The organism is Niabella ginsenosidivorans (assembly GCF_001654455.1).
Classification (GTDB): Bacteria; Bacteroidota; Bacteroidia; order Chitinophagales; family Chitinophagaceae; genus Niabella; species Niabella ginsenosidivorans.
In genome coordinates this window covers 2,589,281-2,605,715 of record NZ_CP015772.1, presented here as the reverse complement: position 1 = coordinate 2,605,715, position 16,435 = coordinate 2,589,281, and the positions used below count along the sequence as shown (strand labels likewise).

The 16,435-nt window shown below is 47.0% G+C and carries 9 protein-coding genes; 8 read left to right on the top strand and 1 reads right to left on the bottom strand.

The window, feature by feature from the left end:
* Window position 1: 1 nt before the first annotated feature.
* Window positions 2–733: a GntR family transcriptional regulator gene (locus tag A8C56_RS10915; RefSeq protein ID WP_067755703.1), complete on the bottom strand. Its 732-nt coding sequence runs from the start codon at window positions 731–733 to the stop codon at window positions 2–4.
* 109 nt (window positions 734–842) lie between these two features.
* Here A8C56_RS10915 and A8C56_RS10910 point away from each other — a divergent pair, with 109 nt between their 5' ends.
* From A8C56_RS10910 to A8C56_RS10875, 8 genes are read left to right on the top strand one after another with little or no spacing between them, the layout of a single operon-like run.
* Window positions 843–4,058 (top strand): SusC/RagA family TonB-linked outer membrane protein, encoded by a 3,216-nt coding sequence (locus A8C56_RS10910; protein ID WP_067761894.1) that lies wholly within the window; start codon window positions 843–845, stop codon window positions 4,056–4,058.
* Between the two features lie 8 nt (window positions 4,059–4,066).
* Entirely contained in the window at window positions 4,067–5,989 is a 1,923-nt protein-coding gene (locus A8C56_RS10905; RefSeq protein ID WP_067755700.1) for a RagB/SusD family nutrient uptake outer membrane protein, read from the top strand.
* A 12-nt stretch (window positions 5,990–6,001) separates the two neighbouring features.
* On the top strand, window positions 6,002–6,751 hold the full coding sequence (locus A8C56_RS10900) for a DUF3823 domain-containing protein (protein WP_067755697.1): 750 nt from the start codon (window positions 6,002–6,004) through the stop codon (window positions 6,749–6,751).
* Between the two features lie 60 nt (window positions 6,752–6,811).
* On the top strand, window positions 6,812–9,805 hold the full coding sequence (locus A8C56_RS10895) for a glycoside hydrolase family 38 N-terminal domain-containing protein (RefSeq protein WP_169818770.1): 2,994 nt from the start codon (window positions 6,812–6,814) through the stop codon (window positions 9,803–9,805).
* Window positions 9,806–9,850: 45 nt separating this feature from the next.
* Entirely contained in the window at window positions 9,851–11,686 is a 1,836-nt protein-coding gene (locus tag A8C56_RS10890) for a class I mannose-6-phosphate isomerase (protein WP_067755691.1), read from the top strand.
* A gap of 40 nt (window positions 11,687–11,726) precedes the next feature.
* Window positions 11,727–14,054 carry a GH92 family glycosyl hydrolase gene (locus A8C56_RS10885; protein WP_067761892.1) on the top strand — a complete coding sequence of 776 codons (2,328 nt, stop codon included), beginning with the start codon at window positions 11,727–11,729 and terminating at the stop codon, window positions 14,052–14,054.
* Window positions 14,055–14,072: 18 nt separating this feature from the next.
* Window positions 14,073–15,521 carry a sugar porter family MFS transporter gene (locus tag A8C56_RS10880; protein ID WP_067755688.1) on the top strand — a complete coding sequence of 483 codons (1,449 nt, stop codon included), beginning with the start codon at window positions 14,073–14,075 and terminating at the stop codon, window positions 15,519–15,521.
* Window positions 15,521–16,408, top strand: coding sequence for an ROK family protein (locus A8C56_RS10875; RefSeq protein WP_067755685.1), 888 nt, complete (start codon window positions 15,521–15,523; stop codon window positions 16,406–16,408). Before A8C56_RS10880 ends, A8C56_RS10875 begins: the two co-directional genes overlap by 1 nt.
* Window positions 16,409–16,435 lie beyond the last annotated feature (27 nt).

Below are 16,435 nucleotides of genomic sequence, written 5' to 3'. Positions count from 1 at the left end.
CCTATTCCCTCCGGCTCTCCACTGTATAAACAAATGAATCTGCCCGGTAGTATCCCAGGTTATATTCAATGGGCCGGTCTCCCTGGTCATAAACAAACCGCTTCCTGAAGAGAATGGGATCTCCCGCGGCGATCTCTAATTTATCGGCAATTATTTTTGACGCAGCTTTTGCGCTGATCTCTTCTTTGGACAGGTTCGCAATAATATGGTATTTTTTCTCAAGTATTTCATAGAGCGGGTTATTGAAATCTTCTTCCCCGGTCAACCCGACACGAGGGTGGAAATAGGAAACAAAATAAACAAACGGGTTTTCAGGGCGGCCGCGCAGCCGTTCTAATTTGAGCACTTTTTTCCCGGGGGGTATCTGGAAAAAGTTTACGATGGCATCTTCCGGGATCACCCAACTGATATGCAGCTCATAATTTTTAATAGGAATGCCCCGGGCATGCATTTCCTGCGAAAAGCTTAACCAGTTATTGGATTTTGAACTTACGGTAATACCTGCAACCCGGGTACCGATTCCTTTTTTACGTATCAGCAAACCATCATAAACCAATTTATTGATCGCCTGACGTAACGTAGTGCGGGAAATTGCCAGTTGCCTGGCTAAATCCACCTCATTCGGCAACAACTTTCCGTTTACATACTCAGGATCTTTGATCAGGTCGCGGAGTAGCTGTTCTGCCTGCAAATAGAGTGGAATGTGATTGGTATGATCAAGTGACAGTTTCATAAAAAATTAAAATTAAGAAAAAAACCTTTTTGTTTATTTGTTGTAATGTATGTACATTTGTACATGTAATATTAAATGCTTAAAATTTGTCAATAAAAACGATTGCATTATGAAAAAAAGAACCGGGCTGTCCTCAAAAGACAGTTGTTTACTGCTTAATGGATCTTTAATACTTCATCAGCTAAAGCCCCGGGCTACGATTTTGCGCTGTTTGTTTTTTACCTTTTTTGTAATGATCGTTTCCGGGTTTATTACGAATAAAGCTGCGGGCCAGACGAGTGAAGTTGTTCAGGGCATTGTTATTGATGAGTCCGGAACTCCGTTGTCCGGAGTGTCGGTTATTGTAGCAGGCACTCAAACCGGAACCACCACCGACAGTTCCGGGCAATTTCATATCCGGGCAGGAACAGGTCAGAAACTGGTTTTTAGCCTGGTTGGCTTTACCACAAGGGAGCTGGTTATAAAATCCTTTTTCTTTTTACGCGTAAACCTCGTTGCTGCCACAACCTCTTTAAATGATATTGTTGTAGTAGGCTATCAAACGCAGAAAAAGCTGTCTTTAACCAGCGCTGTATCCACCCTGAATGCAGGGCAGATTACCACTACAAAAAATGAAAATATTTTAAATACCCTTACCGGAAAGGTCCCCGGACTGCGCATTGTACAGAATACCAGCGAACCGGGCGCTTTTAATAATTCCTATGATATAAGAGGTATGGGCAACCCACTTATTGTAATAGATGGAATTCCCCGGCCCGATATCGCCCGTGTTGATCCTAATGATGTAGAAACAATTTCGGTACTGAAAGATGCCTCCGCTGCTGTTTATGGTGTAAGGGCTGCAAATGGCGTTATCCTCATTACTACTAAAAAAGGAAAGCCCGGCACTTTAGAATTGAACTATACGGCCACTTATGGTATACAGGTGCCTACAGGCTTTCCTAAATCTGTGGGCGCCGTGGACTATATGACGCTGGTAAACGAACAGAGCATGCACAACGTAAACGGAGGAAGACGCGTATATGCTGATGAGCAGATTGAGGAATATCTGAATGGCACCAGACAAAGCACCGACTGGCAAAAAGCCACTATAAAAAGACAGGCAGGGCAAACACAGCATAATCTCAGTGCAACGGGAGGCACTGAAAATGCCCGCTATTTCGTCAGCCTGGGCTACCTGAAGCAGGATGGCATTTTAAAATCGGGTGATCTGAATTATGATCGTTTTAATCTTCGTTCCAACCTGAGCACCAAGATAGCCAAAGGGCTTACTTTTGACCTGAACCTTGCCGGTACGCTCGATCGTAAAAACCAGCCGATGCAGGCGGCCTACTGGGTGTTCCGGAGTATGTGGTACCAGCCTCCTGTAAACCCGGTATATGCTAACGATAATCCGATGTACCTGAATACCCTTCCCAACCCTTTGCATCCTGTTGCACAGTCAACCGCTGATATAGCCGGGTACCAGGTATACAATAACAAATGGTTCCAGTCTGCTGCCACTTTGAATTATGAGATCCCGGGCGTGCGGGGATTGAGCATAAAAGGCGTTTACAGCTATGATTTTACATTGAACAGTAACAAGATCTTTAACAAGGCATACAATACATACACTTATAACAGTGCTACTAACAGTTACCAGGTTACAGGTACACAGCAGTCTCCCAGTACCGTTCGCAGGGAAGTATATGAGTATCCTTCTGATCTGGCACGCCTGCAACTGGATTACACCAGAACGCTGTACCGCAATCATAATATCAGCGCATTGTTCCTCTATGAAACAAGTACGCGCCGGGGCGATAATTTTTATGCGCAAAGAGAACTTTCCATTCCCGTAGATCAGCTTTTTGCGGGGAACAGCCTGAACCAGGTGGGCAGCATGAGCGCCAGTCAGAACAATGCCTTTACGTTTAAAAACTCGGCTTATGTGGGCTCGGTCGCCTATGATTTTATGAGGAAATATTTTGGAAAATTCGCTTTCCGGTATGATGGATCGTCCAAGTTTGCGCTTGACAGGCAATGGGGGTTCTTTCCGGAAGGGGAAATAGGATGGCGGATATCCGAAGAACGGTTTTTCAGGAACCTGGGCGCAATGTCCTTTATCAATAATCTCAAACTGCGGGCATCCTATGGTAAAACAGGTGATGACGGGGCTGCTTCCTACCAGTTTGTATCGGGCTATAATTATCCGGCAGGCGGATCTGCTACCGGTCAGCCTGCCGGCGCTGTATTTGATGGCGTTTTTGTAAACGGAGTGCAAAGTAAGGGCATCCCCAATCCCAATATTACATGGTACACCTCAAAAACATTTGATGCCGGCCTGGATCTCGATGCCTGGAACGGGTTGCTGGGAATCACTTTTGATTATTTCATACGGGACAGGACAGGGCTTTTAGCAACGCAGCTGTTAACGCTGCCTGATGTGGTCGGTGCGGCCTTGCCCCAGCAAAACCTGAACAGTGACCGCAACCGGGGCTTCGATTTCGAGATCAATCACCGGAATCATATAGGCGATCTGTATTATAACGTGAGGGGGATTTTTGGGTTTACACGCATTATGTACCGTAAAGTGGTTAGAGCTGCTGCCGGCAACTCATATCTCAATTGGTTAAATAACAACAATAACCGGTATTACGGAGTGTATTTCGGGTATGGGGAAAATGGCCAGTTTGAGAATTACCAGGCAATAGAGCACAGCCCGATATATGTACCCCGCTCGACAGTAGTAGGGGATTATAGGTATGAAGACTGGAACGGAGACGGCCAGATCGGCGCGGACGACAGCCATCCTATTGCCAATACAGGGTTGCCTTTAATAACTTATGGACTGAATATGGGAGTCTCGTTTAAAGGATTTGATCTGAACCTTTTGTTCCAGGGCGCTTCAATGGTCAATGCAACTTATACAGAGCAATTGGGAGGCCCGCTTTGGGCTAACGGAAACGCATTAACCATGTTCCTGGACCGCTGGCATCCGGCAGATCCCAACGCAGACCCTTATGACCCTCAAACTTCCTGGGTGCCCGGTTATTACTCATACACCGGAACCAATGCCTATACCAATACCCTGCATAACCTGCATAGCGCTGCCTATGTGCGCCTGAAGAGCGCAGAGCTCGGTTACCAGTTACCCCGTAAATGGATGGCAGGAGTGGGGTTGAAAGATGTACGGTTTTTTGTGAACGCCTATAATCTTTTCACAATTACCGGTCTCAGGTATCTTGATCCGGAGCATCCATCGGCGATCTCCGCTGTTGATCAGCAATACGGATACGCCTATCCGATTGATAAGATTTTTTCAGTAGGACTGAATGTCAAACTTTAAACGTGCAAATGATGAGAAAAATATATTTATTATTGATTGCCGCTACAGTAGTTATGCAGTCTTGTAAACAGGACCTGGATGTACCTCCGATGAACATCATTTCTGATGCTGATGTTTTTGGGAATGCAAGTGGTATTACTTCCTATATGGCACGTATCTACAGCGAAGTGCCCATGGAAGATTTTAAATGGAGCCCTGCCACCGGATTCAAATCTTTTTTCTACGGATCCCCCGCGGCTATTACCGGTGAGGCAATCAGCCGGGATCAGCAAAATGCCACAGAAACGTTTGGGTATTGGGCAGATGCTTATTCCCTGATCAGGGAATGTAATTATTTTCTGGAAACCCTTCCTTCATATGCCGCTAATTTCAGCCCGGATGCAGTTAATAACTGGCTGGGGGAAGCAAGGTTCATAAGGGCATTTACTTATTTTGCACTGGTAAAGCGTTATGGAGGAGTGCCGGTTGTAGATAAGGTGCTTACCAAGCCGGGACAAAGCATAGACGATATTACGGCTAATATTGAAGAATACAAAATACCCCGTTCTTCAGAACAGGCAGTTTATGATTTTATTGCAGCCGACCTGGATTTTGCATATGCCAATTTACCCGAAACCAATAGTAAGGGAAGGGCCAACCGGTATGCTGCGGCAGCACTGAAGTCAAGGGCCATGCTGTTTGCTGGTTGTATTGCCAGGTACAACAATATTACGTTAAATGACGGTTCCGTACGGGTTTGCGGTATACCTGCGGATAAGGCCGGTAGCTATTTTAAGGCCAGCTATGAAGCAGCAAACCTTTTGAACGGGAAATTCAGTTTGTATAAAACCGGTTGGTCTGCAACGGATAAAAATGCACAGGCTGCAAATTTTGCTGCATTGTTTTTAGATGCTGCCAGTACCGAAAATATTTTTATAAGGCAGTATAAATACCCCGATGCTGTGCATTGGTATGATGCCAATCAGATACCCCGTCAGTTATGGAACGGAGGTTATTCCGCCGAAACCAATCCCACACTTGATTTTGTAGAGTTATTTGAAGGGCTTCCTTCAAACGCTGACGGCACGTTTAAAACCACGGATGCGAATGGCCACTACTTATTATATGCCAATACAATGGAACCCTTTGCAGCTGCAGAACCGCGCTTAAAAGGCACTGTAATCCTGCCGGGCGATCTTTTTAAGGGGCAGAGTATTGAGCTCCGGCGGGGTATTTATACAGGACCTGCTGAAGGTGGGATAAACCGCCTTTTGCCGCCTAACTCCACAGCTGCTTACCCAACAGCTACGCTTGTCAGTTCCGCTTCTGCTGATCAGACACCCTATACGCTGCCCGACGGAACCAAGATGAATCCCGCAGGCGCAAGCGGCTTTTTTACAAACATTAGCGGCGTAGCCGGCTGTATTTCGGGTTTTACGGTAAAAAAATACCTGGACCCCAATAAACCTACAGCAGAAGTTACAACAAACCGCTCAGAACAAAGCTGGATCGAAATCCGGTATGCAGAAGTTTTACTCAACCGTGCCGAGGCGGCATATGAATTATTCAGGTTGGGGGAAGGCGGCAATTATCTTGATCAGGCATTAACAGATCTGAATATGATCCGGGAACGTGCAGGAGCCACACCTGCCACTGTTGCTGATCTGACATCGGTGAATGTTATCCGGAAGGAAAGAAGAAAAGAGCTGGCATTTGAAAACAAAACCTGGTGGGATATGAAAAGATGGCGCATCAATGACCAGGAGCAGAACGGGAGAACCTATCGGATCCTGAATGCCATTTACGCAGCAAACACCGGAAAATACTTTTTTGATGATCGTTTCGACGAACGCAACAGCCGTTATACATTCGATCCGAGATGGTATTACCAGGAGATCCCTGCAAGTGTTATTGCAAAAAGCACCAATATAGTTCAAAACCCCGGTTATTAATTTAGTCAGAATATGAAAAATTCAATACAACTTATAGCAATAGGGCTCACTTTACTGTTCGCAAGCAGCGCATGCAACAAGATAGACAATTATGACGGCCCTACAGAAACGTTACAGGGACAGATAATGGATGCCGGGACGGGACAGGGATTGCAAAGTGAGGTGTCTGGCGATAACGGAGCAGGCACCCGCATAAAGCTGCTGGAAATAAGCTGGAGCGACAATCCGACGCCCCTGTATCTTGCCACAAAACAGGATGGCACCTACATAAATACAAAAGTGTTTGCTGCAACATATCACATACTGGCGGAAGGCGCTTTTGTGCCGCTGGATCTGGCAGGAAATGATCAGACTAAAACGGTGGATGTAAAAGGAGGAGCTACTACCGTTGATTTTATGGTTGACCCTTTTTTGCGGGTCGAGTGGGTGGGGGAACCGGTGCTGAACCCGGATGGAACAGTCAGTGTAAAGGTGCGGGTTACCAGGGGAACCCATAATCCGGATTTTCAGCAGCATATTATCAATCTGGCCTTATTTTTATGCCCTTACGAATATGTAGGAAATAATAATTATGACAGCCGGTACTCTACGATTATTTCCTACAGCGGAGATGCCGGAAATGCAATTGTGGGGCAAACGCTCACGTTAACCTCCACTGGTAAATTGCCGCAAAAAGACTGGTATTTGCGCGTTGGGTCCAGGATCGCCTATGGAACCAACAGGTATAATTATTCTACAATTAAAATGGTTGCTGTTCAATAAATGTATGCAGGGCTGAACCCGCTTTTATTCTGTTTTTGGTATATAAAAATCCCGTTGATTTTGGTTGTTTATAGCAATAGCAAGTTTCCTTCCTTTAAAAAACATCAGAAAGGGCATCTTCTTTCTCTGGTAGTGCTTATAGCGGTGTTTTGTTTTAAATGCATCACTGTATCGGCAACTGCTGCTCATCCGGTGTTGCTTGCATACAAAGTGGAGCCGTTTTATAAATACCGGAGTGACGGAAAGCCGGGCCGTGTTGTGACCCTTACCCTGAAACAAACCCGGTTTAAAGGGATGGACACTGTTACAATTGTATGCAACTCCATAACAGAAACCACGGTTTTTAAGGGAACAGATTCCCTGGGCAGGCTATCGCTGTTGCTTCCGGCCGGTGTTGGGGTTGATAGAGCAGCAAAGGCTTCCATTGCTGTGCGGTCGGGTGGCATAAAGCTTTCGGCTGATATCCGGGTTCCTGCAGCGCGCCACTGGACCGTTTTCATTTATCCGCATGCACATGTAGACATTGGATACACCGGTTTACAGGAGGACGTAGAAAAAATTCATCTCCGCAATATTGATGTAGGAATAGATCTGGCGAAAAAAACGAGCAACTATCCTGCAGGGGCACGGTTTATATGGAATACCGAGGCAACCTGGGTTGTAAAAGCCTACCTGTCCAAAGCTACTGCGGCGCAGAAGCAGGCTTTTTTTGAAGCCGTAAAAAAAGGATGGGTGCAAATAGATGCAGGTCATTCCAATATGAACACCACAACCTGTTCAGATGAAGAACTGATGCGCTTCTTTAAGAACAGCAATGATATCGAAAAACAAACACAGGTGCCCATCACTTCCATGGTGCAGATGGATGTGCCGGGCGCTGCCTGGGGGCTGGTACCCGCGGCTGTGCAGAATGGGGTTACCGGATTCATTTCCTTTCCCAATAATTATGATCTCCGGAAAATATGGGAGCATAAGCCTTTTTACTGGAAGGGGCCGGACGGCAAAAGCAAGCTCCTTTTTTTACAGGCCTATCCTTATGGGATCGGTTATACCATAAAAGGAAATAAATATGGCCTGGCTATACTGCAAACCTATGCTGACCGGTATGACAGGGTAAGCACTCCCCGTCCGATGGAACATTTTGTAGATGCATTTCTCTTCAGGGAAACGGCCCGGCTTGAACAGGAACGATCGCCTTATGATTATTTTGTAATGACCTGGTCCATGGCCGATAATTGTGTGATTGATGCGGATCTTCCTGAAGCAGTAAAGCAATGGAACGAAACTTATGCCTATCCCAGGCTGGTGATTGCCGGCGCCCGGGAGATCCTGGCAGCGTATGAAAAAAAATACGGGAAGATCATTCCGGAGTACAGCGGCGATTTTACCGAGTTCTGGACAAACGGGCTGGGATCAGATGCCGCACATGTAGGCATGGGGCGTCATGCCAAAGAAAACCTGGTGCAGGCCGGAACACTGGCAGCACTAATGGAAACAGTTCCTGAGGTCAAAAAAGCAGATAGCGCCTGGGAAAATATTTTGCTGAGCGCAGAACATACCTGGGGATATCAGCATCCCGGCGCGCCCCTGGCAAAAGTGATCGAAAAAAGAAAAGCATCGTTCTTTTCAGATGCGGAGGCACAAAGTGTTGCGCTGCTGCACGCCTTTGATGATCCGTCCGTTACATACGGATCGTTCTCTGTGGTGAATACGCTGTCCTGGGATCGTGAAGGATTCGTGACCCTTGAAAAAGAAAAAAGCAGCATGGGCGATAAAGTGATTGAGGTAGCTACGGGAAAAGAAGTTCCATCACAACGGTTGTCAACCGGCGCACTGCTGTTCCGGTCGGGCCGCATCCCGGCACTTGCTTCAAAATTGTACCGCGTTGTACGCGGGGCTTCTTCCGCGCAATCGCATCTCAGGGGTACACCTTCAACACTCAGTAATGAATGGATAAAAGTGAAGATTGATACGGCTACCGGCAATATTATCAGCGTCATCGACCGGGAGAGCGGATATGATTATGTTTCACCGGCAGTTGGCTTAAACAGTTATCATTATTTGCCAGGTGTGTACAACGGCAATGACAGCGTTGGCCGGCCTGTATCTTCTGGCGCTGCTGTTTTGAGCATTAAAGAAAACGGACCATTGATGGTTTCTGTTCTGGTGCAATCCCAAGCGCCGGGAACACACGGACTTACCAGGGAAATAAGCCTGTATGCAGGACAGCCATTTCTGCAGATAAAGAATACCTTTGATAAGACAGGAACCAGGGAAAAGGAAGGAATCCATTTTGGGTTTGCTTTTCATCTGCCGGGAAGTGTGTCGCACGTAGATGCGCCCTGGAGTGTCATAGTCCCGGAGCAAAACCAGCTGAAAGGCGCCAACCGGAACTGGATGACCTTCCAGCGCTGGGTAGATATTGCTGATGATAACAGAGGCGTTACATGGACTGCTATTGAATCGCCGCTGATTGAGTGGGGAGAGCTCAGCGGAACGATTCTTGACGGTGCCCGTCAGTTTTCCCGGTGGAAGAAAAAACTGACGCCTTCCCAAACGCTCTACTCCTGGCCATTGAACAATCACTGGGATACGAATTTTCCGCTGGAGCAGAGCGGTAAGATGCAGCAACAATATGCATTGCTTTTTCACAGGGAGTACCGGTCGGTTACAGCGTTCCGTTTTGGTACAGAACAGCATCGCCCCCTGCTGGCCATTCCTGCAAAAGAAAACCTGGCCGACAGTTCATTTGTCCGCATCAGTAATCCGCAAGTGGCCCTGTCGCTTCTCGAAAAAACAACGGATAAGGAGGGCTGGCTCATGCGTTTGCGCTCATTTTCTTCCGGCACGGAAAAAGCGCAGCTGATATGGCCCAATGGGCGGCCAAAGACAATATACCTTTGCAATGCAGAAGGAAAAATGATGCAAACTGCCGGGCCCTTCCTGACCTTCCTGCCGTTTGGAATACAGACGTTATGGATCAGTTCAGAAAAACAAAGCAATAAGTTGTCAGATAAGCAGCAAACACCGGACCGCGGGGAAAAGAAAAAATGAAAACAAGCTATTTTATAAGAACTACTTACTAATAACTATTAAACTATGACGGAATTTACAAAGACGGGTATGGAAGCTGAAGAAAAAACAGCACAATTGTTCAGGAAAAGCAGGCAGCCGCTGATGCCGCAACACTGGACAAACGGTGAGCCGGTTGCTGACGCTTATTCTGTTTATCCTTTCCATTCAATGGGTGCCGGTAAGATTTATGATGGGTATGCATCACTGGCAAAATGGATACTCAGGGAGAAAAGAGTGATGATTGATGGTTATAGCGGTGTGCTTTGGGAAGATGTATATAATTCTTTAAATAAAGCATTTCAGGAAGAAGGAGCTTTGGTTCATTGGGTTTTTACCAATGAGTACTTAAAACCGGAAGATCAGATCAATGAACTGGTACAGCCCTTTTTAGGGGAAGAAAATGCTGTCTGGGGTACACGCTGTACCCGTTCACTAGCTGATTTTTTTGAAACGGACCGGCTGAGATCAGTTCAGGCAGCTACAGCAGCCGGTTGTACCATTGTGCTTGGAACAGGAGCTGCCCTTTGCGGCTGGGATGCCCCTGTGATATACCTGGAGGTGCCCAAGAATGAGATACAATACCGGATGCGGGCAGGGGCTGTTACCAATCTGGGGTCCGCAGCACCTGCGCTCCCCCCCAGGATGTACAAACGTTTTTATTTTGTTGACTGGGTGGTACATAACGCGCATAAGAAAAATATTCTGGATAAGATTTCAGTTATAGGGGATACACAATGGATCCATACAATAAGCTGGGCGTTATCGGCCGACATACGTGCGGCATTGGGGCAGATGGCTCAAAGCGTTTTTCGTGTGCGTCCCTGGTTTGAGCCCGGAGCATGGGGCGGTCAGTGGATGAAGGAACGGATACCGGGGCTCAACCAGGAAGAAGTCAACTATGCCTGGTCCTTTGAGCTGATCGTGCCTGAGAACGGAATCGTACTGGAAAGCAGTGGTTGCCTGCTGGAACTGGCTTTTGATTTTCTGATGTTGTGGAACAGATCTGAGATCATTGGTAAGCATGCGGGCTTTTTTGGCGATGAATTCCCCATAAGATTTGATTTCCTGGATACATGGGAGGGTGGTAATCTTTCTATTCAATGTCATCCCAGATTATCCTATATACGCAAAAACTTCGGAGAACATATTACCCAGGATGAGACGTATTACATCCTGGATTGCAAGGACAATGCAAAAGTGTATCTGGGCTTTCGTGAGGATATTAAGCCCGATGTATTCCGTGAAGTGCTGGAAAACAGTTACAAAAACAATGTGGCAGTACCTGTAGAAGAGTTTGTACAGGTACATAAGGCGCATAAACATGATCTTTTTCTCATTCCCAACGGAACAGTGCACAGTTCAGGAGCCAGTAATCTGGTACTGGAGATCAGCTCAACACCCTATATTTTTACATTTAAAATGTATGATTGGCTGCAGGTAGATCTGAACGGAGAACCCAGGGCCATCAATATTGGGCATGCCTTTAATAACCTGCGTTTTGAATACAAAGGGAACTATGTAACACAGGAGCTCATTTCCAAACCCCGGCTGATTGAAGAAGGCAGCGACTGGGAACTGTACCATCTGCCCACGCACTCCAGCCATTTTTATGATGTGCATCGTGCTGAATTTGATTCCCGCATTTCACTGACAACAAATGATAGCTGTAATATATTAATGCTGGTAGAAGGCACTTCTGTAACGGTACAGGCCGGAACGGAAGAACGGGTGTTTCATTATGCAGAAACGTTTGTGATTCCCGAAGCGGCAAAACAATACACGTTGATCAACAATAGCGGGGGCAGAGCCCGGGTGGTACGGGTGTTTATCAAGGATTCAATCGATCATTTAAAAGTATAACAACCGTTCCTGTTTGCAGGGCGGATATAAAAAAATACACATGAAAAAAACAGTCTTTATTCTATCCGGTCTTATTCTGTATATGCTGTCGGCTGCACAAACAAAACAGCCGGTTGATTACGCGGATCCCTTGCTGGGCACCTCCGAGTCGCGCTGGATGCTGAACCCCGGTGCCACTATGCCGTTCGGTATGGTGCAACTGAGCCCGGATAACCAGGGAGGAGTATGGAAATCAGGCTATGAATATTCCATAAATAATATCGGAGGGTTTAGCCATGTTCATTCGTGGACGATGGCCGGCCTTTCTGTAATGCCCACCGTAGGGGTACTGAATACCAGGAGGGGACCGGCAGACGGGCCTACTACCGGATGGACAACCGGCTATCGTTCAAGAATCGTAAAAGAATCGGAAAAAGCGAGCCCCGGCTATTACGCCGTTACATTAATGAACGGAAACATTCATACAGAGTTGACCAGCACCACACGTGCGGGCTTTTTCCGGTTTACTTTTCCGGAAGAGGAGGACGCACATATTCTGTTAGACCTGGACATTCCCTTTGAAAATACGGCAGATATCCTGGACGCAAAAATTACCCGCGTTTCTGATACACAGATCGAAGGGTATTCCAAACAAAAGTGGAGCTGGAATGAATATACGGTTCATTTTGTGGTGCGTTTTAACAAACCAATACAGGGGTTTGGGGGATGGATAGGTAACACCGTAAACAAAAATGTGAATCAGGTTGCCGGCAAGGGCCCTATGGGGGCGTATGCTGATTTTAAAACGAAAAAAGGAGAAGTGATCCTGATGCAAACAGCCATATCTCTGGTGAGCATTGACCAGGCAAAGCTGAACCTGCAAGCGGAAATGGACCCCTTTAAATGGGATTTTGACGCGGTGCGCCGGAATGCAAGATCAGTATGGAACAACCTGCTGGGAAAAATAAAAATAGAAGGCGGAACGGAAGTAGATAAAAAGAAATTTTACAGCAATCTGTACCGGTCTTATGTTGCCCGTACTACCTGGAGCGATGTAAATGGTAAATATGTTGACGTAAATGAAAGAGTGCGCCAAACGGACCCCCGGTATCCTGTTTATGGCAGTGATGCTTTATGGAACACGTTCTGGAACCTTAACCAGCTTTGGGCGCTGGTAAACCCGGACCTCACCAGCAAGTGGGTACATTCCCTGCTTGAGATCTATAAGACCGGAGGCTGGCTGCCCAAAGGGCCTGCGGGCATTGAATACTCGGGCATTATGGAAGCCTCTCACGAAATTGCATTGATAGTGGGCGCCTACCAGAAAGGGATCCGCGACTTTGATACGGCGCTGGCCATGCAGGCCATGATCCATCAGCAAACGACTCCGGGAGTGAAAACACCCGAGAATGGTTTTGCAGGAAACCGTTATTTTGAATCCTACATGAAACTGGGGTATGTGCCCAACGAGGAAGGGCAGGTATCCAATACGCTGGAATATGCCTATGATGACTGGTGCGTTTCGCAGTTTGCAAAGGCATTGGGCAGGGAAGATGTGTACCGGCAATTTATTAAGCGGGCAGGTAACTATAAGAATGTCTTTGATACCACTGTTAAATATATACGGATGAAGGGTAGGGATGGCTCCTGGGTGAAAGATTGGTCGCCTTACTGTTGCACCAGTTTTAACGGTCCGGGATACCTGGAAGGCAATGCCTGGCAATACAGCTTTTTTAACCCCCATGATGTACAGGGGATCCTGAACCTGATGGGGAGGAGCGAGTTCAACGATCGCCTGGATAAGGGATTTGAAAAATCGGCCCGGTATAATTTTAATGCCGACGGAGACCTGTATGATCTGGTACCAATCAACCACGGGAACCAGCCCAATATGCAGGCTGCATGGTTGTTTAACTACTCCGGCAAACCCTGGCTTACCCAGAAATGGACGCGGGAGATCATGAATAAATATTACGGGGCAACTCCTTATCATGGCTGGCTGGGCGATGAAGATGAAGGTCAGATGGGAGCCTGGTTTGTAATGGCGGCAATGGGGTTATTTCAAACCAATGGGGGCGCATCCGTAAAGCCTTTCTATGAAATAGGAAGCCCGTTGTTTGAAAAAATAACCATACAGCTGGATCCTGCTTATTACAAAGGAAAGCGCTTTACCATTATTGCAAAAAATGTATCTGATAAAAATCGGTACATACAGTCTGCTCAGTTTAATGGCCGCCCGCTGACAAAACCTTGGTTCTATCATGAAGACCTGGTAGCAGGCGGATCACTGGTATTGCAAATGGGACCCGCGCCCAATACAAAATGGGGCAGTTCTCCTGAGGACGCGCCTCCTTCTATGTCCTCCAATAAAGAGCACAATAACTTTTAACTCCTTCAATTTCTGCGCATGCAAGAACTCAATAAACGATCTTCAATTCTGACGATCACGCTTGTGGCCTCTTTAGGCGGCTTCCTTTTTGGATTTGATATGGCGGTGGTTTCCGGTGTACTTCCTTTTCTTCAGAAACAGTTTGCGCTTTCTGCTTTTGAAGAAGGCTGGTTTGTTTCGGTGGCGCTCATTGGCTGTATTGCAGGGGTGGTGGTTTCGGGTGAATTGAGTGACCGTTGGGGCAGAAGAAAACCATTGTTTATTGCGGCAGTCTTTTTCTTTTTATCGGCACTGGGCTGTGCCCTTGTACCATCACTGGCCGGTGTTATTGCTTTCCGGTTCCTGGGAGGCACAGGCATTGGCCTGGCTTCAAATGTAGTGCCGCTGTACATCTCAGAAATAGCGCCGGCAAAGATCCGGGGAAGGCTGGTAACCTTTTACCAGTTTGCCTTAACATTGGGCATTCTCATTGCTTATCTCAGCAATGCCGGCCTGGTAAGTTATGCAGCCGGTCATCCGGTAACTGATGGAGACAACTGGCCGGGTCTTATTTTTATCCGGGAAGTATGGAGGGGAATGCTGGGAGTGGGAATGATACCAGCCTTTTTATTCTTACTGGGGCTGTTTTTTGTTCCGGAAAGCCCCCGTTGGCTGGTACAGCAGGGAAAGGCTACAGAAGCACAGGCCATTATAAAAAGTATAGCTCCGGGAGAAGATCTGAATACCGGTGCCGGACTGTTGAGCCAGACGGCTAAGAGCGGCAGCAGCTCTTATAAAGAACTGTTTTCGCCCCGCTGGCGAAAAGCCCTGCTGCTGGGAATATTACTTCCATTGTTTTCACAGTTTAGTGGGATCAATGCCATTATTTACTACGGTCCCAGTATTTTGAGCAATGCCGGCGTATCGCTGGATAATTCACTTTTAAGCCAGGTGGTTTTTGGCTTTGCGAATATGATCTTCACCCTGATCGCCATGTGGAAGGTAGACAGCGCCGGCAGGCGGCCATTGTATCTTTGGGGCACGGCGGGTGCAACGATCACGCTTTTCCTGACAGGGCTTTGTTTTGCAACCGGCGCTACCACCACGATCTGGTTACTGATCTGTGTAATGGCCTTCCTGGCCTGCTTCGCCTTTTCTATAGGACCGTTGAAATTTGTAGTTGCTGCCGAGATCTTCCCGGGTAATATCCGGGGAAGAGCCATGGCCATCAGCATTATGGTAATGTGGGTTGCAGATACGATCGTGGGGCAATTGACCCCCGTTCTTTTAAAAACGGTGGGTACGGGTGCTACATTCTGGATTTTTGCAGCATTTGGTGTAATTGCTTATATCACCGTGTACCGGTTACTTCCGGAAACAAAAGGAAAATCGCTTGAACAGATAGAAGCAGAATGGAAAGGGCAGCGGCCTGATGCTGCACAGGAAATAATAGTAAAGGATTCAGGTAATCAAATAATGCATCCGTAATGACAACGAATAACCTGGTTTTAGCGGTAGACATCGGTGGTACGCATATAACGGCGGCGCTGGTCAATATGGATGAGCGAAAAATAATTTTACCTTCTCTGGTGAGAAAACGCGTGGATTCAGGAGCCGGCGCCCAAACGGTTATTAGAACCTGGAGTGCCTGTATGCGGGCTGCCGGTGAGGGCGCTGTGATCTCAAAGATATGCCTGGCAATGCCGGGACCTTTTGATTATGATAATGGCATCAGCCTGATGACGGCACAGGGCAAATATGACGCGTTGTACCGGTTAAATGTGAAGCACTTGCTTGCAGGCGCATTGGAAGTGGATCCCGGGCTGTTTTTTATCAGAAATGATGCGGCCTGTTTTCTTCAGGGTGAGGTATTTGCCGGAGCGGTGCGCTCCGGCTTTCAGAAAGTGGCAGGAATAACACTGGGCACAGGGTTGGGAACGGCTTTTTATGAAAACGGAACCGCTCGGAATGCTGATCTGTGGCAGCTTCCTTTCCTGGAGGGAATAGCCGAAGAGTATTTATCAACAAGATGGTTCATACAACGTTTCAGGGCCACGTCCGGTGCTGCATTGAAAGGCGTGAAAGAGCTTGCAGCCCTCGCAAAAACAGATGCAAGGGTTCCTTTGCTTTTTAAGGAGTTTGGAAAGAACCTGGGAATTTTTTTGTGCCGGTTTGTTGAAATGAAGCAGGCTGAAGCGATTGTGATCGGCGGAAATATTGCCCATGCTTATGAATTGTTTCAGGAAGAATTGCACCGCGTACTTGGTTCCTGTTTCCTGTTGATACCGGTAAAAAGATCGATGTTGGGGGAGCAGGCCACATTATACGGAGCGGCGGGAAGCTGGTATGCACAGGAGTTTGCAATTGCCCGGTAGGTTTTATTTATTGCTTGATCAAATATT

What these genes read in the sequence shown, in the direction of transcription:
- A8C56_RS10915 (WP_067755703.1), bottom strand. Translation starts at nt 733, where the DNA reads ATGAAACTGTCACTTGATCATACCAATCACATTCCACTCTATTTGCAG.
- A8C56_RS10910 (WP_067761894.1), top strand. Translation starts at nt 843, where the DNA reads ATGAAAAAAAGAACCGGGCTGTCCTCAAAAGACAGTTGTTTACTGCTT.
- A8C56_RS10905 (WP_067755700.1), top strand. Translation starts at nt 4,067, where the DNA reads ATGATGAGAAAAATATATTTATTATTGATTGCCGCTACAGTAGTTATG.
- A8C56_RS10900 (WP_067755697.1), top strand. Translation starts at nt 6,002, where the DNA reads ATGAAAAATTCAATACAACTTATAGCAATAGGGCTCACTTTACTGTTC.
- A8C56_RS10890 (WP_067755691.1), top strand. Translation starts at nt 9,851, where the DNA reads ATGACGGAATTTACAAAGACGGGTATGGAAGCTGAAGAAAAAACAGCA.
- A8C56_RS10885 (WP_067761892.1), top strand. Translation starts at nt 11,727, where the DNA reads ATGAAAAAAACAGTCTTTATTCTATCCGGTCTTATTCTGTATATGCTG.
- A8C56_RS10880 (WP_067755688.1), top strand. Translation starts at nt 14,073, where the DNA reads ATGCAAGAACTCAATAAACGATCTTCAATTCTGACGATCACGCTTGTG.
- A8C56_RS10875 (WP_067755685.1), top strand. Translation starts at nt 15,521, where the DNA reads ATGACAACGAATAACCTGGTTTTAGCGGTAGACATCGGTGGTACGCAT.